19 protein-coding genes and 1 pseudogene are annotated in these 25,742 nt (G+C 64.3%); 7 read left to right on the top strand and 13 right to left on the bottom strand.

Annotated features, from left to right (window positions below):
• Positions 1 to 40: 40 nt before the first annotated feature.
• The 5 genes from ppc to ACVJ19_RS21825 all read right to left on the bottom strand — a co-directional run bounded on the left by ppc (position 41) and on the right by ACVJ19_RS21825 (position 8,092).
• On the bottom strand, positions 41 to 2,836 hold the full coding sequence (gene ppc, locus ACVJ19_RS21845; RefSeq protein WP_456739426.1) for a phosphoenolpyruvate carboxylase: 2,796 nt from the start codon (positions 2,834 to 2,836) through the stop codon (positions 41 to 43).
• Between the two features lie 1,339 nt (positions 2,837 to 4,175).
• Complete coding sequence (locus ACVJ19_RS21840; RefSeq protein WP_183240804.1) at positions 4,176 to 4,580, bottom strand: YccF domain-containing protein; 405 nt, start codon at positions 4,578 to 4,580, stop codon at positions 4,176 to 4,178.
• Between the two features lie 81 nt (positions 4,581 to 4,661).
• Positions 4,662 to 5,456: an enoyl-CoA hydratase/isomerase family protein gene (locus tag ACVJ19_RS21835; protein WP_453951055.1), complete on the bottom strand. Its 795-nt coding sequence runs from the start codon at positions 5,454 to 5,456 to the stop codon at positions 4,662 to 4,664.
• Between the two features lie 166 nt (positions 5,457 to 5,622).
• On the bottom strand, positions 5,623 to 7,167 hold the full coding sequence (locus ACVJ19_RS21830) for an acyl-CoA synthetase (RefSeq protein WP_453951053.1): 1,545 nt from the start codon (positions 7,165 to 7,167) through the stop codon (positions 5,623 to 5,625).
• Positions 7,168 to 7,282: 115 nt separating this feature from the next.
• Positions 7,283 to 8,092: a crotonase/enoyl-CoA hydratase family protein gene (locus ACVJ19_RS21825; protein WP_453951052.1), complete on the bottom strand. Its 810-nt coding sequence runs from the start codon at positions 8,090 to 8,092 to the stop codon at positions 7,283 to 7,285.
• A gap of 104 nt (positions 8,093 to 8,196) precedes the next feature.
• Here ACVJ19_RS21825 and ACVJ19_RS21820 point away from each other — a divergent pair, with 104 nt between their 5' ends.
• Positions 8,197 to 9,069, top strand: a complete 873-nt coding sequence (locus tag ACVJ19_RS21820; protein WP_128942983.1) for an SDR family oxidoreductase — start codon at positions 8,197 to 8,199, stop codon at positions 9,067 to 9,069.
• A gap of 188 nt (positions 9,070 to 9,257) precedes the next feature.
• Here the strand turns inward: ACVJ19_RS21820 and ACVJ19_RS21815 are convergent, their stop codons facing one another.
• Entirely contained in the window at positions 9,258 to 10,214 is a 957-nt protein-coding gene (locus ACVJ19_RS21815) for an IS481 family transposase (protein WP_453948050.1), read from the bottom strand.
• A gap of 195 nt (positions 10,215 to 10,409) precedes the next feature.
• Here ACVJ19_RS21815 and ACVJ19_RS21810 point away from each other — a divergent pair, with 195 nt between their 5' ends.
• Positions 10,410 to 11,987: a fatty acid--CoA ligase gene (locus ACVJ19_RS21810; RefSeq protein WP_453951051.1), complete on the top strand. Its 1,578-nt coding sequence runs from the start codon at positions 10,410 to 10,412 to the stop codon at positions 11,985 to 11,987.
• Between the two features lie 132 nt (positions 11,988 to 12,119).
• Here ACVJ19_RS21810 and ACVJ19_RS21805 read toward each other — a convergent pair whose 3' ends face one another.
• Positions 12,120 to 13,394, bottom strand: a complete 1,275-nt coding sequence (locus ACVJ19_RS21805; RefSeq protein WP_453951050.1) for an acyl-CoA dehydrogenase family protein — start codon at positions 13,392 to 13,394, stop codon at positions 12,120 to 12,122.
• Between the two features lie 211 nt (positions 13,395 to 13,605).
• Between ACVJ19_RS21805 and ACVJ19_RS21800 the strand changes: the two genes are divergently transcribed.
• The gene (locus ACVJ19_RS21800; RefSeq protein WP_453951049.1) at positions 13,606 to 14,385 is read left to right on the top strand and encodes an enoyl-CoA hydratase-related protein; all 780 of its coding nucleotides are present in this window, start codon (positions 13,606 to 13,608) and stop codon (positions 14,383 to 14,385) included.
• 337 nt (positions 14,386 to 14,722) lie between these two features.
• On the opposite strand, the gene ACVJ19_RS21795 is transcribed toward ACVJ19_RS21800, so the two are convergent.
• The 4 genes from ACVJ19_RS21795 to ACVJ19_RS21780 form a co-directional block, all read right to left on the bottom strand.
• On the bottom strand, positions 14,723 to 15,826 hold the full coding sequence (locus ACVJ19_RS21795) for an IS4 family transposase (protein ID WP_453947895.1): 1,104 nt from the start codon (positions 15,824 to 15,826) through the stop codon (positions 14,723 to 14,725).
• A 93-nt stretch (positions 15,827 to 15,919) separates the two neighbouring features.
• Entirely contained in the window at positions 15,920 to 16,297 is a 378-nt protein-coding gene (locus tag ACVJ19_RS21790; protein WP_453951047.1) for a DUF6285 domain-containing protein, read from the bottom strand.
• Positions 16,298 to 16,300: 3 nt separating this feature from the next.
• On the bottom strand, positions 16,301 to 17,287 hold the full coding sequence (locus ACVJ19_RS21785) for a phosphotransferase family protein (protein WP_453951046.1): 987 nt from the start codon (positions 17,285 to 17,287) through the stop codon (positions 16,301 to 16,303).
• Complete coding sequence (locus ACVJ19_RS21780) at positions 17,284 to 18,072, bottom strand: enoyl-CoA hydratase/isomerase (RefSeq protein WP_453951045.1); 789 nt, start codon at positions 18,070 to 18,072, stop codon at positions 17,284 to 17,286. The genes ACVJ19_RS21785 and ACVJ19_RS21780 overlap by 4 nt, the downstream gene beginning before the upstream one ends.
• Before the next feature lie 166 nt (positions 18,073 to 18,238).
• Between ACVJ19_RS21780 and ACVJ19_RS21775 the strand changes: the two genes are divergently transcribed.
• The 3 genes from ACVJ19_RS21775 (at position 18,239) to ACVJ19_RS21765 (ending at position 21,126) form a co-directional block, all read left to right on the top strand.
• Positions 18,239 to 19,018: an SDR family NAD(P)-dependent oxidoreductase gene (locus ACVJ19_RS21775; RefSeq protein ID WP_453951044.1), complete on the top strand. Its 780-nt coding sequence runs from the start codon at positions 18,239 to 18,241 to the stop codon at positions 19,016 to 19,018.
• A gap of 109 nt (positions 19,019 to 19,127) precedes the next feature.
• Positions 19,128 to 19,508 (top strand): VOC family protein, encoded by a 381-nt coding sequence (locus tag ACVJ19_RS21770; RefSeq protein WP_453951043.1) that lies wholly within the window; start codon positions 19,128 to 19,130, stop codon positions 19,506 to 19,508.
• Between the two features lie 340 nt (positions 19,509 to 19,848).
• On the top strand, positions 19,849 to 21,126 hold the full coding sequence (locus ACVJ19_RS21765; RefSeq protein ID WP_453951042.1) for an acyl-CoA dehydrogenase family protein: 1,278 nt from the start codon (positions 19,849 to 19,851) through the stop codon (positions 21,124 to 21,126).
• A 513-nt stretch (positions 21,127 to 21,639) separates the two neighbouring features.
• On the opposite strand, the gene yghU is transcribed toward ACVJ19_RS21765, so the two are convergent.
• Positions 21,640 to 22,515 carry a glutathione-dependent disulfide-bond oxidoreductase gene (yghU, locus tag ACVJ19_RS21760; protein ID WP_453951041.1) on the bottom strand — a complete coding sequence of 292 codons (876 nt, stop codon included), beginning with the start codon at positions 22,513 to 22,515 and terminating at the stop codon, positions 21,640 to 21,642.
• A 116-nt stretch (positions 22,516 to 22,631) separates the two neighbouring features.
• Positions 22,632 to 24,290: a flavin-containing monooxygenase gene (locus ACVJ19_RS21755; RefSeq protein WP_453951040.1), complete on the bottom strand. Its 1,659-nt coding sequence runs from the start codon at positions 24,288 to 24,290 to the stop codon at positions 22,632 to 22,634.
• A 256-nt stretch (positions 24,291 to 24,546) separates the two neighbouring features.
• Between ACVJ19_RS21755 and ACVJ19_RS21750 the strand changes: the two are divergent.
• Positions 24,547 to 25,679, top strand: a pseudogene (locus ACVJ19_RS21750) (nitronate monooxygenase).
• Positions 25,680 to 25,742: the final 63 nt, after the last annotated feature.

Genomic DNA, 25,742 nt, shown 5'->3' with positions numbered 1-25,742 from the left:
GGTGGCGAAGAGCGGGCGGCGCGCCCGTCTGCTCGCTACCCTACCCCGTATTCCTCAACCCCGCCGAGATGCCGTTGATCGTCAGTTGAATCCCGCGCAGCACCTGCTCGTCGGGGTTCTGCGCGCGGTGTTCTTTCAGCAGCTCGACCTGCACGTGGTTGAGCGGGTCGAGATAGGGAAAGCGGTGGCGCACCGAGCGCTCCAGCAGCGGATTGCCTTGCAGCAAGCGGTCCTGGCCCATGATGTCGAGCAGCGTCTCGATGCAGGAATGCCATTCGCGGCGGATGCGGCCAAAGATCTTTTCGCGCAAGGCTTCGTCCGGCACGAGCTCGGCATAGCGCGAGGCGATCGCAATCGAGCTTTTCGCGAGCACCATGTCCATGTTCGACAGCAGCATGCGGAAGAACGGCCATTCCTTGTAGAGCTCTTTCAGGAACGGCATGCCCTTGTCGGGATGCTCCGCGATCCACTGCTCGACCGCACTGCCGAAGCCGTACCAGCCCGGCAGCATCAGGCGGCACTGCGCCCAGGAGAACACCCAGGGGATGGCGCGAAGGTCCTCGATCGCGCGCGTCTTCTTGCGCGAGGCCGGGCGGCTGCCGATGTTGAGCGTCGCAATCTCGTTAATGACGGTCGAGGCCCAGAAGTAATCGACGAAGCCCTCGGTCTCGTAGACGAGGCCGCGATAGGCCTTGAAGGCGAGGTTCGACAGCTCGTCCATCGTCGTCAGATATTCGCGGCGCGGCGCGCTCTGGCGCGGATGCAGCAGGCTCGCCTCCAGCGTCGCGGCGGCGAGGATCTCCAGATTGTTGCGGCCGACTTCGGCGTTCGAATATTTCGACGAGATGATCTCGCCCTGCTCGGTGATGCGGATCTGGCCGTTCACCGCGCCGCCGGGCTGCGCGATGATGGCGTCATAGCTCGGCCCGCCGCCGCGGCCGACCGAACCGCCGCGGCCGTGGAACAGACGCAGCCGCACGTGGTGACGCTCGAACACCTCGACGAGACCGATCTCGGCCTTGTAGAGCTCCCAGCCCGAGGTGACGAAGCCGCCATCCTTGTTCGAGTCGGAATAGCCGAGCATGACCTCCTGCACGCTGCCGCGGCTGTCGACGAGGCGGCGGTAATCGTGCAGCGACAGCATGCGGTCCATGATGCCGGATGAAGCCTGCAGATCCTCGATGGTTTCGAACAGCGGCACGATGTTGATGGCGCTGCGCCCGGACGGATGGACGAGGCCGACTTCCTTCAAGAGCACCGCGACCTCGAGCATGTCGGACATGCCCTTGCACATCGAGATGATGCATTGGGGAATGGCGTCCGAGCCGAACTTCGCATGCGCTTCCGCGGCGGCATGGAAGACGTTGAGCTCGCCCATGGTCTCGTCGCTGTACTTGACGAATGGCGAGACCAGCGAGCGCGTCGAGCGCAGCTCGTTGGTGAGCAGCGAGATGCGCGCCTCCTCGCCGAGCGCGAGGTAGGACATGCCGGGATTGGCGGCGTCCATCAGCTCGGCAATGGTGCGCTCGTGCACCGCCGAGTTCTGGCGGATGTCGAGCCGCGCCAGATGGAAACCGAAGCAGTCCACCGCGCGACGCAGCAGCCGGAGCCGGCCGCGGGCGATGACGCGGGCATTGTTGGAGATCAGCGAGCGGTGCAGCACGTCGAGATCGGCCTGCAACTCCCTCACGCTCTCGTAAGGCCTACCCTTGCCGACCGGCCGGCGCGTGATTTCGACCTCGAGCGCTTCGGCCGTCGCGGTCAGGCGCGCATAGATGCCGGAGACCGCGAGGCGATAAGGCTCGCCGCTCCGGTGCGGCGAGGTGTCCGGCGAGCGCTCCGCCAGCGTGCGCAGCTCCTCCGAGACGTCGGCGAGATGGGCTGCGATCGACAGCTCCGCGCCGAGGACGTGCAGCTCGTTCAGATAGAACTGCATCACCCGGCTCGACTGCAGCCGCAGCGTGCCGCGCATGACATCGGCGGTGACGAAGGGATTGCCGTCGCGGTCGCCGCCGATCCAGCTGCCCATGCGCAGGAACGAGGCAAGCTCGCCCACCGCCTGCTCGCCCTCTTCCAGCCGGTCCTCCAGCACGTTGACCAGCCGCGGCACCTCGCGCAGGAAGGTGTAGTCGTAGAACGACAGGCCGTTGCCGACCTCGTCGAGCACGGTGAGCTTGGTCCGGCGGAGCAGATTGGTCTGCCACAGTGTCAGCACCTCGCGACGGAGCTGCTCGTCGCTGGCGGCGGCCTCGTCCGCGGTCAGCGCGACGCGCTCGCGGCGATCGAGCAGGCCGGCGACCTCCATTTCGCGGTCCATGGTGCTCTTGCGGCGGACCTCGGTCGGATGCGCGGTCAGGACCGGGCTGACGAGCGCGGTCTTGAAGAAGTTGCGGAGCTGGTCGGCGCCGATGCCCGCCGCCTTGGCATGCGCCAGCGTTTCCGCCAGCACGCCGGAGCCGCCGCTTTGGGCGGCGCCGCGGGCGCGCATCTGGCGGATGTTGTTCTGGTCCTCGGCGATGTTGGCAAGGTGCGAGAAATAGCTGAAGGCGCGGACGATCCGCACAGTCTCGGAGGTCGACATGCTGTCGAGGATCTGCTCGAGCTCGCGGCGGGCGAGCCGGTCCTCGTCGCGGTGGAACCGGATCGAGGTTTGCCTGATGCGCTCGACCAGGTCGAACACGTCGGCGCCCTCCTGGTCGCGCACGGTGTCGCCCAGGATGCGCCCGAGCAGGCGGATGTCGTCGCGCAGCCGGGCATCCGCTTCCAGCGCCTGGGCGTCCTCAGGGCGGTTGGGGCGATGCTCAGTGGCGTCGGATGGTACGGTCTGGAGGGACATCGGCTCGCTCCCCTTCAAGAGCTCCTACGGCTCCCCGGTCCGAAGGAGTGTGCGATATTTTTCTGCCGCAGTGCAAGATGAACTTGGTGGCGGCGCGGCAAGATGGCTGACCGTGACAGGAGGGCTCTCGTAGAGAAGCGCGCACACGTGCTCGGTCTCGCGGCGCAGGCGCCCGAAATTTTGCTGTCCGTTTCACCCTCGTCGAGAACAGAGGGCGCAGGGAAGGCCGGGAGCCGGCTGGCACCCAGGGTCCGCACGCGAAAAGACGCACGCGGGGTGACCACAGGTGACGCCGGGACATCCCGGCCTTCCCTGCGCAATGGTTTTACGGCTTATGGCGCGCTCTCCCCGGGGAGCGATGCACTATTGCCCCCGTCGCCTTGCGGATGACTGATGCGCGCGCCCGGTCGGGCCGCTTCATCACCGCAAGCCTTGACGCACAGACCCCGGGCGCCAGGACCACACGCTTTTGCCGTCCGCGGACGTCCCTCCCAAACATTCGAAAGCTCGCGCGTGCTCGCCCCCGAGGCCGAAAGGAAACGCTGTGACAGCGCCGTGTCGATCCCGCGGATCGTGATGACTCACGGGGCTCGCCCGCCCTGCCACCCCGTCACGCGCCGGCGCTGCCGCGTCCATCGCATCCCGGCCTACGTATCGTGATGATCGCGAAACGTCCCTTTGACGGGCCGGGATGTTTTGCGGTTTACCCGAAGACACGAATTCGGTCAATCAGAATATTTTGCGCCACTGTCCCTTGACCTGCATGTGGCGTGTTTTGCCCGTCGGGCAACGCGAGACATTGTGCATGCAGGGGTAGGATGGGTAGAGCGAAGCGAAGCCGATGCTGTTTCGCCATCCGAGGGCGGATTGATGGGCTTCGCTGGCTCCCATCCTACGAGCTATGGGCCGTCTTTCTGCTCAATAAAGTTGCCCCACTCCTCCCTGAGAACCGCGCGAAAGATTCCGGGTGGTAGCGCTTCCTCCGCGACCTCCGCTTTCGAGGAGGCGTTGGGGTCCAGGAAAATCCCGAACAGCGGCAGACACGCTCTCATCGCGTAGCTTGCAGCGTCCTCAAGCGTCCGAATCCCCGCCGTTTCCGCATCATGTGCGTGCAAACGAACACAAGCACGGAAGCGTGAAACGGACGGCTGCGCTCCATGATACGTCTGAGCGGATATCGGTGATGACGACAAGGCCAGAAGCGAGATCAGAACGATTACTCTCAACTGAATCCCTCCCAAGGCTAAGGCTCACGTTGAACCAAGCTATTGGGACGGAAATAAGGGTCTGATCGGCGGGCGGGATGATGGGTTTCGCTGGCGCTCTACCATCCTACGCCCTATGCCGGCACGATCACCTTGCCGATCGGCCAGAGCGCGATGCCCGCGAGCTTCAGATGGGCCCAGGCAAAGGGAATGCCGATGATGGTGATCGCGAGCACCAGCGCGGTCACGAGGTGGCCGAGCGCCAGCCACCAGCCGGCCAGCACGAACCAGATAATGTTGCCGATCACCCCGAGCGGGCCGGTGCCGATATCCTCGACACCGGTGACCTCGTAGCGGCTGACCGCCCGCGAGCCGAACGGCAGCAGCGTGTAGACGGCGATGTTGAACGCTGCCCGCGCCCAGGGCAGGCCGATGATGGTGACGGCCATGATGACCGCAGCCACCAGCCAGCCGAACGCCATCCAGGCGCCGCCGATGAGGATCCAGAGGATGTTGAGCAGGATGGAAACGGGGGTCATGGCATGATCCGCAAGAGGATGACGCCGTCTATATAGGATCGAAATCTGTCTCTGCTAAGACGGCCCGATAGACGCAACCGGCTACCGCCCCTCGAATTTCGGCTCCCGCTTCTCCATGAACGCCTTCATGCCTTCGGCCATGTCCTCGGTTTTGAACAACGGCAAGAGCTGGAGATAGACGTGGTGGACGTGGTCGGCGAAGTTTTCGTTGAGACCCATCCGCATCATGCGCTTGGAGGCCTGCACCGCCAGCGGCGCGTTGGCGGCGATTTCGCGGGCGATCGCAACGGCGCGGCTCATAAGGTCGGCGTCCGGCACGACCTCGTTGGCGAGGCCCCATTCCAGGCATTCGCGCGCGCTCAGCGTGCGGCCCGTAAAGATCAGCTCGGAGGCCTTGGCCCAGCCGAGCATGCGCGGCAGCAGCCAGGTGCCGCCGGATTCCGGCACCACGCCGCGCTTGACGAAGGCGGCGGCGAGCTTTGCCGACTCCGCCATGATGCGGATGTCGCAGCCGAGCGCGGTGTCCATGCCATAGCCGGCCGCGCCGCCATTGACGGCGCAGATGGTCGGCTTGTCCATCGCCTGCAAGACGGTCGGCGGGGTGTTGCGTAAATTGATCGTGGTCGGCGAGGACGCGGCGCTGAGGCCGTTTCCGTCGCGCTCCTTGCGCAAATCGAGCCCGGCGCAGAACGCCCTGCCCTTGCCGGTGAGGATCACGACGCGGACGTTGTTGTCCTCGTTGGCCTCGGTCAAGAGCCGCGCCAGATCGTTCAGCATCGGCCCGGAGATGGTGTTCATGCGCTCCGGCGCATTCAGCGTGATGGTCGCGATGTGGTCGGCGACTGTGTAGAGGACTTCTTTCGCCTCGTCGCTCATGGAGAATGTTTCCTTGTCCGTGATCTCGTAGGGTGGGCAAAGGCGCGCTTGCGCCGTGCCCACCATTGGTGCCTTGAGCCCGCCTTGGTGGGCACGCTTCCGCCTTCGCTCTTCGAGCTACGGCGGACAAGTCGCTTTGCCCACCCTACGGGTTCTCGTCGAATTGTCAGATCTTGCGTCCCGCCTGCTCCCAATAGGGATCGCGCAGGCGGCGCTTGAAGATCTTGCCGGAGTCTTCTCGCGGCAGGCCGGTGCGGACCTCGATATGCTTCGGCACCTTGTAGTCGGCGAGCGAGGTCTTCAGACGCGCGCGAACATCGGCGGCATCGAGCGTGACGCCGGCTTGCGGCTCGACCACGGCCATCAGCGCCTCGCCGAACTCGGCATCGGGGATGCCGAACACCGCGCAATCGTGCACGCCGGGCACGGCGTGCAGCACGGATTCGATCTCGGCCGGATAGATGTTGACGCCGCCCGAGATCACCATGTCGCGCTTGCGATCGCAGATGAAGACGTAGCCGTCCTCGTCGATATAGCCGACATCGCCGGAGGTGATGAAGCCGTCGCGGTCGATCTCGGCGCGCTTCTCCGGCTTGTTGTGGTAGGTGAAGTCGGCAAGCTCCGCCATGCGGGAATAGATCTCACCGATCTCGCCGACGCCGAGCACGCTTCCGTCCTCGCCGAGGAAACGAAGCTCGGCACCGGGCGAGATCCTGCCGACGGTGCCGGGTTTCTTCAGCGCGTCCTCGGAGGTCGCGAAGGTGACGGCGCTGGACTCGGTCGAGCCGTAGAATTCATAGATCACCGGCCCCCACCATTCGATCATGGCGCGCTTGACGTCGGCCGGGCACGGCGCGGCGGCATGGATGACGTGTCGGAGCGAGGAGACGTCATACTTCCTGCGCACCTCTTCCGGCAGCTTCATCAGGCGGATGAACATGGTCGGCACCATGAAGATGGTGTCGATCTCAAAGCGCTGAATGAGTTCGAGAAACTCTTCGGCCTCGAAGCGCGGCATCAGCACCAGGGCGCCGCCGAGCTTGCCGGCGCGGATGCCGAACGAGTTCGGCGCGGAATGATACAGCGGGCCCGGCAGCAGTGCGCGGGCGCCGGGCTTGAGCCCGTAGATCATCGCGCGCATGCGTTCGCCGGCGGCTTGCTGATCCGGCGTCGGCGCATTGCGGCGTACACCCTTGGGATGGCCTGTTGTCCCCGATGTATAGATCATGTTCATGGGCTGCGGCACGACCGGGCCGTCATAAGGCTGGTGCTGCGCGAGCCAGGATTCGAAATCGATCGCAAAATCTGGCGTGGTCAGGTGATCCGGATCGATCCTGTAGTTGGACAGGATCTCCGGCGGCGTCGGCACGCTGAGCACTGTGATGCCGGCGGGAATCGCCTCGCGCAGGGCGTGGAGCATGTCGGCATGCCCGATCAGCACGGACGTGCCGGTATCGCCAAGGATGTAGTTGATCTCCTCCGGCTTGAAGTGCCAGTTGATCGGCACGCCGTAGGCCCCGAGCCGCATCGCGGCGTAGGCGGCTGCCAGGAAGGCGATGTCGTTGCGCATCAGCATGCAGACGCAATCGCCTTGCCGGACGCCGATCTTGGCGAGGCCGCTCGCGATGCGGTCGGCGCGACTGGTGACCTCCGCATGGGAACGGCGGCGCTCGCCGGAGACGATGCCGAGGAATGGGGACGTTTCGCTCATTTTTGTTTTTCTTTGTTGTTGTTTGTGTCGTCATTCCGGGGCGGCTCGGAGAGCCGAACCCGGAATCTCGAGGTTCCGGGTCTGGTCCTTCGGACCATCCCGGAACGACAGCGCACTAATCCGCAAACTTCGGCGCGCGCTTCTCCAGATTGGCGCGCACCGCTTCGGTCTGGTTGGCGCTGCCGATCAGCTTCTGCTGCTCGACGGACTCCGCGAGCAGCGCGGGGCCCGGATCGACCGAGAGGTTGTTGAGCAGACGTTTTGCCGCGCGGATCGCATCGGGACTCTTGCCGGCGATCTCGCGCGCGACTTCGAGCGCGGCGGCCCGCGGGTCGTCGCAGATCCGCGTGGCGAGACCGTAAGACACCGCCTCCTGCGCGGAGAAGATGCGGCCGGTGTAGGTGAGATCGCGCAGGATATCGTCGCGCACCAGCGAAGCCAGGATCGGCGTGCCCGCCATATCGGGCACGAGCCCCCATTTGATCTCCATCACCGACATCCGCGCATCGGCGCTGAGGAACCGCATGTCCGCACCGAGCGAGAGCTGGAAGCCGCCGCCGAAGGCGACGCCGTGCACGGCCGCGATCACCGGAACCGGAAGCTGACGCCATCCCCATACCGCCTGTTGCGGAAAGTTCGCCTGGCCGTGCGTGCGCACGGTGAGGTCGCGATTTTCGCCACCCGGAATTCCATTGCCGCCCTTTTCCTTCATGGCGGCAAAACGCCCCATGTCGAGACCGGCGCAGAAGGCACGTCCCTCGCCGGAGAGAACGACGGCGCGCACGCTCTTGTCCTTCGAAAGCCGGTCGGTTGCAGCGACCAGGGCCTCGAACATGGCCTGATCGAGCGCGTTCATCTTGTCCGCGCGCACCAGGCGCACGTCGGCGACACCTTCCGAGATCGAGATCGAGACGCGCTCTTCCATGGATGAATTCTCCCTGTTCTTGTTCGGTGCCGCTTTACAGAAAGCCGGCGGCCGGATTTAGTCAATCGACCAATTAACTGACAATCCGTACGGGAGAAACAGTCATGTTCAAGGAAAATCTTCTGGCCGGACGGCGCATTCTCGTGACCGGCGGCGGCACCGGGCTCGGCAAGTCGATGGCGGCGCGCTTCCTGCAGCTCGGCGCCGAGGTGCATATCTGCGGCCGGCGCAAGATCGTGTGCGACGAGACCGCGACCGAATTGATGGATCTCTATGGCGGCCGCGTCACCAGCCACGGCGTCGACATCCGCAACGCGCTCGCGGTCGAGGAGATGATCGAGACCATCTTTCGCGATGGCCCCCTCACCGACCTCATCAACAACGCCGCCGGCAATTTCATCTCGCGGTCAGAAGAGCTCTCTCCGCGCGGCTTCGACGCGGTCGCCAACATCGTCATGCACGGCACGTTCTACGTCACGCACGCGATCGGCAAGCGCTGGATCGCCTTGAAGCAGCCCGGCAATGTCGTCTCGATCACCGTGACCTGGGTGCGCAACGGCTCGCCTTACGTCGTGCCGTCGGCGATGAGCAAGTCGGCGATCCACGCCATGACGATGTCGCTCGCGACCGAATGGGGCCGCTACGGCATCCGCCTCAACACGATCGCGCCGGGCGAGATTCCGACCGAGGGCATGAGCAAGCGCATCAAGCCGGGTGATGAGGCCGGCGCGCGCACCAAGGCGATGAACCCGATGGGCCGCGTCGGCACCATGGAGGAATTGCAGAACCTCGCGGTGTTCCTGATCTCCGGCGGCTGCGACTGGATCAATGGCGAAACCATCGCCATGGACGGTGCCCAGGCGCTCGCGATGGGCGGCAATTTCTACCAGCTCCGCGACTGGAGCGACGACGACTGGAAGGCCGCCCGCGAGAGCATCATGGCGCAGAACGAGAAGGACCGGGCGAAGCGGGGGTGATTATTGTCGTCCTGGCGAAAGCCAGGACCCATTACCACCGAACGTCGTTTGACGAAGATTGGTCATGACCAGTCTTCTCCAAATTGCGCTCGGTGGTAATGGGTCCTGGATCGGCGCTCCGCTTCGCTGCGCTTGTCCAGGACGACGATATCCTTAGTTGTCGTCCCGGCCTAGTGCGCAATTGCGCACTAGGTGTGGAGCCTCAAGAGGTTGTCCTCGGTCAAACCGAGCCTGCTGATCGGCGTTTGAGATTTTATACCACCGTGGGGCCGGTGCCAGTTGTATTGGTGCAGCCAGAACGGCAGCTCTTGGGCGCGCCGATCTGATGTTGGATAGGCTTTGGCATAAGCCCATTCGCGAAGCGCGGTTTGGATGAAGCGCTCGGCCTTGCCGTTTGTTCTGGGTGTATAGGGCTTGGTGCGAATATGCTTGATGCCGAGGTCCCGGCAAGCGTCGCGGAAGGCGAAGGACTGGTAGCAACTGCCATTGTCGGTCATGACGCGCGTGACGGTGACGCCGAGGCTTTTGTAATAAGCCACAGCCGCCTTGAGAAAAGGAACAGCACTGTCCGCGGTCTCGTCGGGCTTGATCTCGGAGAACGCGACGCGGGAATGGTCGTCAATGCAGACGTGGACGAAATCCCAACCAGCGCCACGGCTCTTGTTCGGACCACTCGGATCGCCGGTGATGCGGTGGCCCACACGCTCGAAACGCCCGAGCTTTTTGATGTCGATGTGGAGCATCTCGCCGGGCGTCTCGCGCTCATAGCGGCGCTCCGGTTCGGCCGGCTCCAGGTCGCGTATCCGGTTTAATCCCAAACGGCGCAGGATGCGGCTGACGGTGGCCGGTGACACCTCGACCTCGGCAGCGATCTGTTTGCCGGTGTGGCGCTGCCGGCGCAACGCCTCCACAGCGGTGCACGTGGCGACCGGGGTTTGGCTTGGCGATGAAAGGGGCCTGGAGGAGCGATCACGCAATCCCTCCACACCTTCCGCGCGGAACCGCTTGACCCATTTGGCGACCGTCTTCGGCGTCGTATTGAACAGGTCGGCCGCGCCAGCTTGGCTCAGCCCGCCTTGCACCACGCTTCGGACCATCGCCTCTCGACCTTTGGGCGTCAAAGGCGCATTCTTGTGCACGTTCATCTGGTCTCTCCTTGGAACACTGAAGCTTCGCAACCTCAGCTTCCTCGGTTCAGACCAGATGGACAACCTCCTGAGAGACCACAACTAGGCCGGGACGACGGTGTTGAAGCAGTAGCGCACTCCCACCCCCATCTTGTCTTCACCCGCGGATGACGCCACACTCCGCGGCATAAGAACAAGACGTACGGGAGAAACATGTCCACACAGCCATTGGCTGACCTCGCCGACGTGGTGCGCGAGCGCGCGAAGAGTCGCGGCGGCGCCATTGCCTATGAGTTCGAGGGCCGCGCCACCAGCTTTGCCGAGTTCGACATCAAGACCAACAAGGTCGCCAACGCGCTCCTAGCGATGGGCGTGAAGAAGGGCGATCGCATCGCCTATCTCGGCAAGAACAGCGATCTCTATTTCGAGCTGCTGATGGGCGCGATGAAGGCCGGCGTGGTGATGTCGCCGGTGAACTGGCGGCTCGCAGGGCCCGAGGTCGCCTTCATCGTTTCGGATTGCAAGGCGCCGGTGTTGTTCGTCGGGCCGGAGTTCATCACGCAGGTTCGCCAGATCAGGGGCCAGATCCCGGGCGTGCGTACCATCATCACCACGGAGGGTGGCGCCCCGGAATGGCAGGATTTCACGGCGTGGCGCGATGCGCAGAGCGGCGACGATCCAAAAGTGCCGATCGACACGAAGGACGTCGCGATCCAGCTCTACACCTCGGGCACAACGGGCAAGCCGAAGGGCGCGATGCTGTCGCACGCGAACTTCCTCAATCTCGTGCAGACGGGCAATGCCGAGGACAAGCCGGAGTGGAACCGGTGGTCGACCGACGACGTCTCGCTGGTGGCGATGCCGATCTTCCATATCGGTGGTTCCGGCTGGGGCGTGATGGGGCTCTATCACGGCGCCCGCGGCGTGATCGCACGCGAGTTCGATCCGACCAAGGTGCTGGATTTCTTCGAGCAGTCGGGCATCACAAAACTGTTCATGGTGCCAGCGGCGATGCAGTTCGTGGTGCGGCAGCCGCGTGCGAAGACGGTCGATTTCTCCAGGCTGAAATACATGCTGTACGGTGCCTCGCCTATACCGGCGGCGCTGCTGAAGGAGTGCATCGAGGTGTTCAAATGCGGGTTCGTGCAACTATACGGCATGACGGAGACGACCGGGACCATCGTTGCATTGCCGCCAGAGGATCACGTCGAGGGTCTTGAGCGGATGCGCTCGGCCGGAAAGGCGCTGGCGGGCGTGGAGCTGGCGATCCTCGACGCCGACGGCAAGCCGCTGCCGCCGCGCGAGGTCGGCGAGATCGCGACGCGCTCAGGCTCGAACATGGCGGGCTACTGGAATTTGCCGGAGGCGACCGCCGCAACGCTGCGCGGTGACGGCTGGCTGCGCACCGGCGATGCCGGCTACATGGACAAGGACGGCTATCTCTACATCCACGACCGCATCAAGGACATGATCATCTCCGGCGGCGAGAACATCTACCCGGCCGAGGTCGAGAGCGCGCTGTGCGATCACCCAGATGTCGCCGAGGCCGCCGTGATCGGCGTGCCCGACGACAAATGGGGCGAAGCGGTGAAGGCCGTCGTGGTGATGAAGCCCGGCAAGCAGGCGAGCGCCACCGACATCATCAACTTCACCCGCGAGCGCATTGCCGGCTACAAGACGCCCAAGAGCGTGGAGTTCTTGCCGGCGTTGCCGCGGAATCCGTCAGGCAAGATATTGCGACGGCAATTGCGCGAGCCGTATTGGGCGGGGAAGGACCGAAGGGTGAATTGATTTTTGCTGTCGTCCTGGACAAGTGCCGTAGGGTGGGCAAAGGCGCAACGCGCCGTGCCCACCATTCCTTCACGCTTGTAACAGGTGGTGGGCACGCTCCGCTTTGCCCACCCTACGATAGCGGTGGAAGCCTCAATGCTTCCCCGGCCCCATATAGCCAAACAAAAACCCCGCCACTTTCCGCATCTGGATCTCCTCGCTGCCTTCGGTGATGCGGTAGCGGCGGTGGTGGCGGTAGATGTGCTCGAACGGCTTGTGGCGTGAATAGCCCATGCCGCCATGGACCTGCATGGCGCGGTCGGCGGATTCGCAGCAGAGGCGGTTTGCCCAGTAGTTGCACATGGAGACGCGGTCGGAGAGCGTACGCTCGATCTGCTCCTCGGTGAGCTGGTCCATCTCCCAGGCGGTCTTGCGGATCAAGAGGCGCAGCATCTCGGCTTGCGTCGCGAGCTCGACCAGCGGGAACTGGATCGCCTGGTTTTCCGCCAGCGCTCTGCCGAACGGTTTTCGCTCGCGCGCATACTTCACGCTCTCGTTGATGCAGTAGACGGCCGCGCCGAGCGAGCTTGCGGCCTGCCGGATGCGGTTCTGGTGGACAAAACATTGCGCCAGCGACAGGCCGCGACCGACCTCGCCGAACTGGGCATCCTCCGGCACGAACACGTCGGTAAAGCTGACGCGGGGATGGTCGGTCGGCATGTTGAAGGTCCACATATACTCCTCGATCCTGACGCCGTGGCTCTTCGCCGGCACCAGGAAGCAGGTGATGCCGCGGGCATCGCCGTCATTGCCGCTGGTGCGCGCGAACAGCGCGCAGTGGGTGGCAACATGCATGCCGGTCGTCCACATCTTCTCGCCGTTGATGATCCAGCCCTTGACGTTGTCGCGCGTGGCCGGCACCGCGCGCGTCTCCATGTGGGTCGCGTCCGAGCCGTGATGCGGCTCGGTCAGGCCAAAGGTGATGCGGTATTTGCCCCTGATCGAGCCGTCGATCATCGCCTTCTGGTCGTCGCGGCCATAGCGGTCGAGCATGGTCACGACGGGGAAGTTGCCGACGATGGAATGCTCGTTCTGGAGATCGTTGTGCAGGCCGAGCCCCTTCGCAGCAAAGTGCTCGCGGATCACGGCCATCCAGAGGTTGGAGCCGTCCTTGCCGCCATATTGCTTCGGCACCGGAAAGCGCAGGTGCCCGGCGGCGTCGGCGAGATCCTTCGCCTTGCGCAGCAGCGTCTCCCATTCGTGGCGCGGCAGGCCGCCGTTCTCGAAATCGGTGCGCGCCCATTCGCGGCGATGGTCGAAGAAGCGGATGTTGTCGTCGGCCTCCTCCAGCGGCTTGATCTCGCGTGCGATGAAACGGTCGAGCTCTCCGAGATAGGCGACGAGGTCGGCAGGTAATGAGAAATCCACGGTTCTCTCCCGGATTGATTTTGTCGTTTTGCGTTAAGGCGCTAGGCGCGTCTTTGCTTCGCACGATTAAGGTGAGAAGAGCGTCGCCAAGTCAAGCAAGCCGAGACGTGTGAGATGCGCAAAGCGCATTGCGCAATTCGATGGTGCTCAGGCGCCGACGCGCGCTAGTATGACGCCAATATTCCTTCACGAGAAAATGCGGGAGCGCGCGATGGAGCTGAAATTTTCCAAGGTGGAACGCAAGGGGCCGATCACGATCGTCACGCTGTCGCGGCCCGAAGTCTACAACGCGCTGCACACCGACGCGCATTTCGAGCTGCAAAAGGTGTTCGACGATTTCTCCGCCGATCCCGAACAGTGGATCGCGATCGTCACAGGTAGCGGCGACAAGGCGTTCTGCGCCGGCAACGATCTGAAGTGGCAGGCCGCCGGGGGAAAACGCGGCTGGGACAAGGGCGGTTTCGCCGGCCTCACCTCGCGCTTCGACTGCGACAAGCCGATCATCGCAGCGGTGAATGGCGTCGCCATGGGCGGCGGTTTCGAGATTGCGCTCGCCTGCGACCTCATCATCGCCGCGGAGAACGCGACCTTCGCCCTGCCCGAGCCGCGCGTCGGCCTTGCCGCGCTCGCCGGCGGCCTGCATCGCCTGCCGCGGCAGATCGGGTTGAAGCGCGCCATGGGCATGATCCTCACGGCGCGCCATGTCAGCGCCAAGGAAGGTCTCGAGCTCGGCTTCGTCAACGAGGTGGTGCCGCAGGGCGAGGCGCTGACCGCCGCGCTGCGCTGGGCGGAGATGATCACCAAGAACTCGCCGATGTCGATCCGCGCGTCCAAGCAGGCGATCCAGCGGGGGCTTGGCGTGTCGCTGGAGCAGGCGATCGAAGAGCAGCGGGAGTATCCGGCGGTGAAGGCGATGGTGGCCTCGCAGGATTACATCGAGGGGCCGAAGGCGTTCTCGGAGAAGCGGCCACCGAAATGGGTGGGGAGGTAGGAGGCCCACATCGCAACCGTGCGCAACAACTCTCTCCGCAGTCGTCCCGGCGAAGGCCGGGACCCATAACCACAATAGCTAGTTTGGCGGAGGTTAGTCGTTCGGTACTCCGACCATATGCACCCGATAGATCACGCGGTATGGGTCCCGGCCTTCGCCCATGGGCGCTAAAATAGTTGCATAGCTTGATAGCGACGTTTTCGTCTTGGTGGTTCGTGTAGGTGCCGTCCGAGCGTGGAGCGAAGTCTGCGCAGGCAAGCAATCGCGGGTTGGGGCATGATTGCTTGTCGAAGCGAGGCGACGAGTTGGCGGAGCAGACGCCAGGTCCCTGGACGGGTCAGGCGGCCTCGGCCAAGCGGGGAGAGTCCTCGAGTTCGTCGACGAGTGGCTCGAGCAGGAGAATGATCAGCAGATGAGCGAGGATGTGGGGCCTGGCGGACCGCTCGTCAGTTCCGGGAGGGCCCTTCAGGCCAATCAAACTCTTGAGCCGCTTGAAGCCGAGTTCAATGCGCCATCGCAGCCGATAGAGGGCAAGGACATCGCTCGTTGAGAAGTCCTCCGGTGCGAGCGAGGTCACCAGGATCACCCAATCTGCAGCGTCAAGTGTTTGCCTGGAGAGCTGGTGGCCTCCCTTTTGGGCCGTTCGGCGCGCCTTGCGTCGTGCGACCGCGGCCGCTTGCGCCGGCTTCTTGACGGCAACCAGACGCAGAGCGAGCAGCGGTGCGCCAGACTTGCGTTTTATCCAGATCGGTCGATCGATCAGGCCACATGCCGAAGCCTTGCGCAGTTCGGCCGTCAGATCGACCAGACCACCTTTGGCATCAACCCAACGCGCGCTCTTCCAGCCGGACCGGATCACGAAGTCCGCGCCGGCATCGACGAGACGTGCCATGCGCTCCGGTTGCAGATAAGCGCGGTCGCCAAGACGGATTTCGCCGGCAATCACCGGTATCCGGTCCAGCGTCTCGCCCGCTCGCTGATCGGTCAGCTCGAAGTGACCAAAGCGCTCCTGCGGAAGATCGAACGCGCTGTGTATGCGCCACACCGCGTTCTTGTTCCTGCCGCTCGTCCCAGCCTTCGGGACCGTCGTGGCGTCAACAATGCGGATCAGGCGGCCGTGGCTCGCCTTCGGCGCACCGCTCGCCAGTGCTTGGCCTATCAACTTCGCCAGCCAATCTCCGCACTGACGCAACCGATACAACAGAGCCACGTTGGAGATATCGACAAGGCCCACCGACGTGGCCCATGCCGCCGTCAACCGCAGACCTCGCTCGCCAAGGCAATACGCCAGGATCAAGCGCAGCAAATCCACCGCATTGCTGATTTCCCGCGGGCGGACAAACGCCTTCGTCTCGCGCGCGCTAACGTTGAGCGCTTCGGCGCCGCCAAGCCGGGCGACTACGCGCGCCCAGTCCTCGTTCACAAGCGATTCGTGTGCCATCCCAATTTGGAATCACAAGCGAATCCAACGCGCAAATCCTATTTTAGCGCCCATGGGCGCAGGCCGGGACGACGATGGAGATTCGAGCGTCGCCTAATCGCTCCGCCCTAGCTCGCGCTTGTACGAGGCGTAGTTCGGCTGATCGACCGCCAGCTTGTCCATCGTGGTCGCCCACAGATGCTCGGCGAGGCCCGGGGTTGCGAGATCGACCTCGCCTTTGGCGATGCGCTCCGCAAGCACACGGTTGAGCTCGGTCACCGAGCCGTTCACGCCAAGCAGCGTGCGCAGGCGCTCCACCTCCTTGGCATCGCTCCCCTCTTCCTGCGTCAGCTGCCGCGCGACGAGATCGAGGATGTTGATGGCGACACGCAGCTTGAAGGCCTGATGGCCGGAGATCAGCGGCGTGATGTCGCTGCGGAGGAAGTCGGCGACTGACTTGGTCAGCTCGACCGGCGTCGGCTCGTCCTGCATGTGTCAACTCCCGCGCGGCGCCAATAGCCGCAACAGATCGATCTCGGTCTCGGAGGCGCGGCGGCCGATCATGGCGCGCTCCATGGAATGGTCCGGGCCCTCGCGAAACCGCTGCATCATGCCGCCGCACATGATGCCCCAGCGCAGCGTGCCCATCACTTCCCAGAATTTCACACGCGCCGGATCGACCTTGCGGCCCGCGGTCTCGTAGCCGGCGAACAGCTCCTCGCGCGAACCAAAGCCGCCGACGGGCTTGTCGATCTCGCCGAAGCGCCAGGAGTTGACGCAAACCCAGCCAAGATCCTCCATGGGGTCGCCGAGATGGGCGAGCTCCCAATCGAGCACGGCGCGGACACCGTCGGGGCCGATGATGAGATTGCCGTTGCGGAAATCGCCATGCACCAGCGTGGTCTCGACTGAGGGGCCGGGATCGTGGTCGCGCAGCCAGCGCAGCGCCAGCTCGAACACCGGCTTTGGCCAGTTCAGGCTGCGATAGTCGCGCTCGAACTCAGAGATCTCCTCGGTCGCGTTCCGGCTGCGCAGCTCGGGCAGCTTGTCCTGCGGCAGCCTGTGCAGGCCCGCAAGCACGCCGCCGATCTGTCGCGCAAGCAGTGGCCGCGCCGCGGCAAACTCCTCATCGCGAAGAATCTTGCGGGCGATGGTCTCGCCCTCGACCCGCTGCATGATAAAGCCAGTGCCGAGATCGTCCTCAGCCGTCAGCACATGCAGCACGCGCGGCGACGGCACGCCGGCCTCAAACGCGAGCTGCATCAGCTGCGCCTCGGCTGCGAGGCCCGCCGCGCGCGTCGGCGCTGCGCCATAGCCCTTCGGCGAGCGGCGCAGGATCGCACCGATCGGCCCATCGGGATGCACGATATCGAAGCGCCAGGTTTCCTGGCTGGCGCCGCCGGACAGCTTTGCCGCGCCGGTGACGCCGGTCGCGCCCGGGTACCAGCGCGCGACGCTGCGGGAAAGCTCCGTCTCGATCATTTGCCCTTGAACTGCGCGGGGCGCTTCTCAAGAAACGCGCCGACGCCCTCGCGAAAGTCCTGGGTGTCGCCGGCACGGAGCTGGCACTGGAATTCGAGATTGAGCTGATCCTCGAAGGAATTTTCGGGGCTGTCCCAGTAGAGCTTGCGGATCAGCGACAGCGCGACCGTCGGGCCGCTGGCGAGATCACGCGCGAGCTTCATCGCCTCCTCCATCAGCACGCCGTCGTCATAGACGCGGTTGACGAGGCCCCATTCCAGCGCCTTTTCTGCCGGCAGCCGCTCGCCCATCAACGACAGTTCGATCGAGCGCGCCCGGCCGACGAGGCGCGGCAGCAGCCAGGTCGAGCCGCAATCCGGCACGAGCCCGATGCGGCGGAAGGCTTGAAGAAAGTAGGAGGACCGCGCGCACAAAATCATGTCGCCGAGCAGCGCGAAGCTCATGCCGGCACCAGCGGCCGGGCCATTGACCGCGGTGATGATCGGGCAATGCAGATTGCGGATGCGCCGCAGGAAGGGATGAAAGCCGGTCTCCAACGTCAGGCCGGCCTTGGTCTTCTTCGACTGGTTGTTGCGGCCCTGGAGATTCGCGCCGGTGCAGAACGCGCGGCCCGCGCCGGTCAGCACGACGCAGCGCACCTCGTCCTTCTTCTCCTCGATCGTATCGAGCGCCTCGGCAAGGCCGCCGAGCATGTCCATGGAGACCGCGTTCATCACCTCCTGATGGTCGAGCCTGAGGATCGCGACCGAGCCATCGAAATCGAGCGTGACGTGTTTGAACTGCATGGTTTCCTCGTCAGTTGCAGCCTGCATCAATTTCGCAGACCGGAATTCGTTTTGCCGGGGTGCATATTTGATTTTTGGCGCTGTCTTGTCCATGGTGATCGGAGCATAGCAAGCAATCTTGTGCGCAGCGGCTGATGCGCCTTATGCCCAAAGCAGGAAACGCGCCATGAACCTTTTCGACCTCACCGGCCGCGTCGCCGTGATCACCGGCGGCAATGGCGGCATCGGGCTCGGCATCGCGCAGGCGCTCGCCGGCCAGGGCTGTAACGTCTCGATCTGGGGCCGCAATGCTGACAAGAACAAGGCTGCTGCCGCGAGCATGGCGGGGCTATCAGGCAAGGTCGATAGCCGTGTCTGCGACGTCACCGATCCAGCCTCGGTCGAAGCCGCGATGAAGGCCACACTGGAGACCTTCGGCCGAGTGGATGGCTGCTTCGCCAACGCCGGCATCGGCGGCGGTGGCCGGCGCTCCTTCATCGAGCGCACCGAGGAGGAATGGCGCACGATGTTCGCGACCAATCTCGATGGCGTGTTCCACGCGTTCCAGGCGGCGGCCAGGCACATGACCGAGCGCGCCAATGCCGGCGATCCCTTCGGCCGGCTGGTTGCGACCTCGAGCCTCGCCTCGATCTTCGGCACCGCGCGCAATGAGCATTATGCGGCGACCAAGGCCGCGATCAACGCGCTGGTGCGCGCGCTCGGCGTCGAGCTGGCGCGGCACGGCGTCACCGCGAATGCGATCCTGCCCGGCTGGATCAAGAGCGACATGACATCAGGTCTCATGGCCAACGACAAGTTCGTCGCCAACGTGATGCCGCGAATTCCGGTGCGCCGCTTCGGCGAAGCGTCCGATTTCGGCGGCATCGCGGTGTACCTGATGAGCAAGGCGTCATCGTATCACACGGCGGATACGTTCGTGATCGACGGCGGCTATACGGCGTTTTGAATTTCGCAGCCCGGATGGAGCGAAGCGCAATCCGGGACGACCAAAAGCAAGCAAGACCCGGATTTCGCTACGCTCCATCCGGGCTACAAACTCTGAGGGGATAGGGCAAATGTTCTCGCACGTGATGATCGGCACCAACGACCTCGACAAGGCCAAGGCGTTCTACGACAAGCTGCTCGGCACACTCGAAGTGCGGCCGGCCAGGGTCGACGGCCACCGCATCTTCTACATTACCAAGACCGGCGTGTTCTCGGTGTCGAAGCCGATCAACGGCGAGCCGGCGACCTGCGCGAACGGTGGCACCATCGGCTTTGCCGCCAACTCGCCTGAGCAGGTCGACAAGTGGCACGCCGCCGGTGTTGCCGCCGGCGGAACGCCGATCGAGAATCCGCCCGGCATCCGCGAGGGCGCGGGCAACAAGCTCTATCTCGCCTACTTGCGCGACCTCGACGGCAACAAGATCTGCGCGATGCACCGGATGGCGAACTAGGCATGCATACATTCGGTGTCGGCCCGGCCTAGTGCGCAATTGCGCACGGGGGCCGGGACCCATTACCCCAAAGAGAAGTTGTAGCGCGAAGCTGGCAACTCCGAGCCTTCGCAAAACTATTGCTGCGGCGTATGGGTCCCGGATCTACGCGCGCTTGGGGCGCGCTTGTCCGGGACGACATCGGGGAAGAGTTCGCCCGCCCCCATTCAAACAACATTTCAAACGCCTCGCGATATTCCATCGCGTGGCACGGCCCCGCGTAAAAAATGCGCGCTCGCACTTTGGCCGCGCTGCGACTATTCTTGCGTGCAGCATGAACTCAGCGTCCCCGGGAGGAACAATGACAAAACACACCTACATTCCCCGCACCACCAACTACACGCTCAATCCGGGCGACGAGCTCAACGATCTGCGCATGTCGGACCAGGTCCGGCCGCTCTACGACCATGTCAGGAAGTTCATCCGCGACACCGTCGAGCCGATGTCGATCGAGTTCGCGAAGGCGGGCGAAGGCAAGGAGGACCGCTGGAGCTTCACGCCGAAGCAGCTCGAGGTGCTGGAGAAGGCGAAGAACAAGGCCAAGCAGGAAGGCCTCTGGAACTTCTTCCTGCCCGATGACGAGACCGGCCAGGGCCTGAAGAATCTCGACTATGCCTATATCGCCTCGGAGCTCGGCAAGAGCCCGCTAGCGTCCGAGACCATGAACTGCTCGGCGCCCGACACCGGCAACATGGAGGTGCTGGAGCGCGTCGGCACCAAGGAGCAGAAGGAGAAGTGGCTGAAGCCGCTGCTCAACGGCGAGATCCGCTCGGCCTATGTCATGACCGAGCCGAACGTCGCCTCCTCCGACGCCAAGAACATCTCGACGACGGCAAAGCTCGTCGGCGACGAATGGGTCATCAACGGCGAGAAGTACTACATCTCCGGTCTCGGCGATCCCCGCTGCAAGATCCTCATCGTGATGGTGAAGACCAATCCGGATGCGGCGCCGAGCAAGCAGCAGTCGCAGATCCTGGTGCCGCGCGACACGCCCGGCGTCGAGGTGCTCGGCCCCATGTACGTGTTCGGCCAGGACCACGCCCCGCGCGGTCACATGCACATGCGCTTCAACAACGTGCGCGTGCCGAAGGAGAACATGCTGCTCGGCGAAGGCCGCGGCTTCGAGATCTCGCAGCTCCGTCTCGGTCCCGGCCGCATCCATCACTGCATGCGCACCATCGGCAAGGCCGAGAAGGCGCTCGATCTGATGGTGCAGCGTGGCCTCACCCGCGAAGCCTTCGGCAAGAAGATCGCCCATCTCGGCGGCAACATGCAGATCATCGCGCAGGCCCGCTGCGAGATCGAGGCGATGCGGCTGATGGTGCTGAAGGCCGCCAAGGCGATGGACGTGCTCGGCAACAAGGAAGCCCGCGTCTGGGTCTCCATGGTCAAGGCCATGGTGCCCGAGCGCGCCTGCAAGATCATCGATCAGGCGATCCAGATGCACGGCGCCACCGGCATCTCGCACTGGACCCCGCTCGCCGAGATGTACCAGGACGTTCGTCACCTGCGCTTTGCCGACGGTCCGGACGAGGTGCACTGGATGGTGGTCGGCCGGCACGAGCTGAGCATGGCGTGAGGCTTCGCCTCTTCCCGCTCGGGAAGAGCCGTAGGGTGGGCAAAGGCGCGCACTTCGCGCGCCGTGCCCACCATCGCGACGCGCGCAAGAACTCTGGTGGGCACGCTTCCGCCTTCGCTCTTCGAGCTACGGCGGACAAGTCGCTTTGCCCACCCTACGAGACTGAGATCGCAGTGAGACCTGTGCCCCTCACCCGGATCGCGCCGGACGATGCTTCGCATCGCCGGGGGCGATCCGACCTCTCCCCGCAAGCGGTAGGGCTATCGCAGATGGCGTCTTGGTGGCGGCCTGAGCAAGCGCCTCGTCCTTCGAGACGACCGCTTCCAGCGGTCTCCTCAGGATGAGGCTAAGCAGCATTGGCCCCGTTGAAATTGCTGCCGCGCACTCCGCCCTCATCCTGAGGGCCCGCCATCGGCGGGCGTCTCGAAGGATGTGCCGTGGGCGAGCTATCCGCCACTCTTCTTCATATGCGATGGCCCTGCCGCAAGCGGGGAGAGGTAAAGAAGCAATCACCTACGTCGCGGGCGCGAGCTTGTCCTGGGTCTTCGTTTCGAAATCGCTGGCGTCGTGGCGCTCGTGGAGCTGGCTGGCGGGATCGCCGGAGACACGGTTGACCATGCGGCCGCGCTTCACGGCCGGACGCTTGGCGATCTGGTCGGTCCAGCGCTGCACGTGCTTGTACTCCTGCACCGACAGGAATTCGCCGGCGCCATAGACCAAGCCCTTGGCGAGCGCGCCGTACCAGGGCCACACCGCGATGTCGGCGATGGTGTACTCCTTGCCCGCAAGGTACTCGTGGTCGGCGAGGCGACGGTCGAGCACGTCGAGCTGGCGCTTGGTCTCCATCGCAAAGCGGTCGATGGCGTATTCAATCTTGAACGGCGCATAGGCGTAGAAGTGGCCGAAGCCGCCGCCGAGATAGGGCGCGCTGCCCATCTGCCAGAACAGCCAGGACATCGCCTCGGTACGGGTCTTGATGTCCTTCGGCAGGAAGGCGCCGAACTTTTCGGCGAGGTAGAACAGGATCGAGCCGGATTCGAACACGCGGATCGGCTCCGGACCCGAGCGATCCATCAGCGCGGGGATTTTCGAGTTCGGATTGATGTCGACGAAGCCGCTGCCGAACTGGTCGCCATTGCCGATCCTGATCAGCCAGGCGTCGTATTCCGCGCCCTTGTGACCCAGCGCCAGCAGCTCCTCCAGCATCACCGTGACCTTCACCCCGTTCGGCGTCGCCAGCGAATAGAGCTGCAAGGGATGCTTGCCGACCGGCAGCTCCTTGTCGTGGGTGGGGCCGGCGATTGGCCGGTTGATGCTGGCGAACTGCCCGCCATTCTCCTTGTTCCAGGTCCAGACTTTGGGCGGCTCGTAGACGGGGGCGTCGGTCATGCGGGGGCTCCGGCGGAAAGATGCGCCTGCATTAATTAGCCCGCAAACGGCCAATGACAAGCCCTGCCGGCCCTGCGTCCGGCGCGGGCCTCAAGCCGGCGTCATGCGGCCTTGACCTACCCCGTCACGGCCTTGCGCGGCTGCATCTCGGCTTCCATCACGAATCCGTCGTATCCCTTCGCCGCGACCTCGTCGCAGATCCGCCGGTAAGTGCCGACGCCGCCGATATAGGGCATGAAGATGCGCGGCTTGCCCGGGATGTTGGCGCCCATGTACCAGGAATTGGCCTGCGGATAGAGCGTTCCCTCGGCGACCTCGTTGACGTGCGCGACCCATTTCTCCTCCGCATCCCTGCCCGCTTCAATGGTCGCAAGGCCGCGCTCGCGCATGTGGGTCAGGCAATCGGCGATCCAGTCGACATGCTGCTCGATCGACACCATCATGTTCGAGAGCACCGACGGGCTGCCGGGCCCGGTGATGATGAAGAGATTTGGAAAGCCCGCACTCATCAGGCCGAGATAGGTTTTCGGGCCCTCCGCCCATTTGCCGTTCAGCATCTGCCCGCCGCGGCCGCGAATGTCGATCTTCGCGACCGATCCGGTCATCGCGTCGAAGCCGGTCGCCAGCACCAGCGCGTCGACTTCGTGATCCTTCCCCGCGACACGAACCGCATTCGCGGTGACCTCTTGAATCGGATTGGTCTTGATGTCGACGAGCGAAACGTTCGGCCGGTTGAAGGTCTTGAAGTAATCGGTGTCGACGCAGATGCGCTTGGTGCCGATCGGATGGCTGTTGGGCTGCAGCAGCTTTGCGGTTTCAGGGTCCTTCACGATCTCGGCGATCTTGCCGCGAACATAGTTGGCGGCGGTATCGTTCGCGGCCCGATCGAGGCCGAGGTTGTTGTAGACATACATGAAGGTGAGACCGCCGCGGTCCCAGCGCGACTTGTATTTGGCGCGCCTGACATCCTCGCTGTCGTCGAGCGCGCCGCGGTCGGGCTGCTCGGCGTAGATGCCGTTGCGCGCGACTTCGCGGGCAAAGCGGCGGATCTCCGGATAGTTCTTGCGGAACGCATCGCGCTCCCCGGCGGTGAGCGCAGCATTACGGGCGGGGATCGAGAAGTTTGCGGTGCGCTGAAATACGGTGAGATGTTTCGCCTGCTCGGCGATGATGGGCGCCGACTGGATGCCCGACGATCCCGTGCCGATCAGGCCGACGCGCAGCCCGGTGAAGTCAACGTCTTCATGCGGCCAGCTGCCGGTGTGATAGACGGGACCCCTAAAGTTTTCGAGGCCTTGAATATCCGGCTGGCGCGCGTTCGAGAGGCAGCCGGCGGCAAGCACGACGAATCTGGCTTCGACGGTCTTGCCGCCGGAGGTCGTCACCGACCAGTTTTTCTCGCGCTCGTCGAACACGGCCCGCTCGACGCGGGTGTCGAACTGGATGTCGCGGCGCAGATCGAAACGGTCGGCGACGTGGTTGGCGTATTTCAAGATCTCTGCTTGCGGCGCGTAGCGCTCGCTCCAGTCCCATTCCTGCTGAAGCTCCTCGGAGAAGGAGTAGGAATATTGCATGCTCTCGACGTCGCAGCGCGCGCCGGGATAGCGGTTCCAGTACCAGGTACCGCCGACGCCGCCGCCCTGCTCATAGACGCGAGCGGAGAAGCCGAGCCCGCGCAGGCGATGCAGCATGTACATGCCGGCAAAGCCCGCGCCGACGACGACCACGTCGTAGGCTTCCGTGGTCTGAGACGGACTCGCTTGCGCTGACGACATCGGCTGACGCTCCCTCGCTGTTTTCTGTTGTTGTGAGCCAGCATCGCTCGCCTTTGCAAAAGCGCAAGAGGCAAATCGGCCGGCTCTGATCTGCTTATTTTGTGCAGCGGAATGGCTTGTCCGTTGCGCGGCGCCTGCACGCAAGATACGCGGCCAGATCCGGCTTGGCATCGCTGATGACAATGGGCTAGCGTCGAACGGACTTCGCAGCAGAAAGCAACAAGATCACCGCGAAGGCAGCCGCCGGGAGAGGACCATGAAATCGCCGATCTGCGACATGCTGGGCATCGAGTTCCCGCTGCTCGCCTTCAGCCATTGCCGCGACGTCGTCGCCGCCGTAAGCCGCGCCGGCGGCTTCGGCGTGTTAGGTGCCACCGTGCACACGCCCGATACACTCGAACGCGAACTGAAATGGATCGACGACCACGTCGACGGCAAGCCCTACGGCATCGACGTGCTGATCCCCGAGAACATCTCGACCGCGGGCGAGAAGGATGTCACCTGGAAGAGCCTGGAAGCGCGCGTGCCGCAGGCGCACCGCGACTACACGCGGATCTTCTGAAGAAATACGATATCGAACTGACTGCCACTGAAGTGGCAGACAATCAGCCGCAACCGTTCGACGGGAAGACCGCACTTCAATTGCTCGAGGTCTCCTTCAATCATCCGATCCGCCTGATCGCAAATGCGCTGGGCGTGCCGCCGAAGGCGATGATCGAGATGGGCAAGACGCACGGCGTGCCGGTGGCCGCCCTCGTCGGCGCCAAGGAGCACGCGTTGCGCCAGGTCGCGGCCGGTGTCGACATCCTCGTGGTGCAGGGCACCGAGGCCGGCGGCCATTGCGGCGAGGTCTCGACCATGGTGCTGGTGCCGGAGGTGATCAAGGCGATCAAGCCGATCCGCGACGTGCCGGTGCTGGCGGCCGGCGGCATCATGACGGGACGGCAGATGGCGGCCTGCATGGCGATGGGCGCGGCCGGCGCCTGGACCGGCTCGGTGTGGCTTGCGACCGTGGAGGCGGAGACCACGGAAATCTTCCGCGAGAAAATGATCGCGGCGTCCTCGCGCGACGCGGTCCGCTCGAAGGGCCGCACCGGCAAGCCGGCCCGGCAACTCCGTTCGGTGTGGACCGATGCCTGGGACCGCGCGCCGGAATGCCCCGGTGCGCTGCCGATGCCGCTGCAAAGCATCGTCAGTCGCGACGCCTTCAACGCGATCGACCGCGCAGCAGCGGCCGGAAACGCCAGGGCGCGCGATCTCGTCAGCTACTTTGTCGGCCAGGGCGTCGGGCTGATCGACAGCGTGAAGTCGGCGGGTGCGGTGGTGCAGGAGTTCAAGGAAGATTTTGCCGAAGCCGTCGAGCACATGAATGCGCTGGTGGCGGAGTAGTATGTGTAGACCCTCATGGTGAGGAGGCGCGCAAGCGCCGTCTCGAGCCATGAGAGCCCGCGG

Source organism: Bradyrhizobium sp. USDA 376 (genome assembly GCF_054063675.1).
Note: the sequence above shows the minus strand (reverse complement) of the source record. Positions and strands in the feature narration are given on the sequence as shown.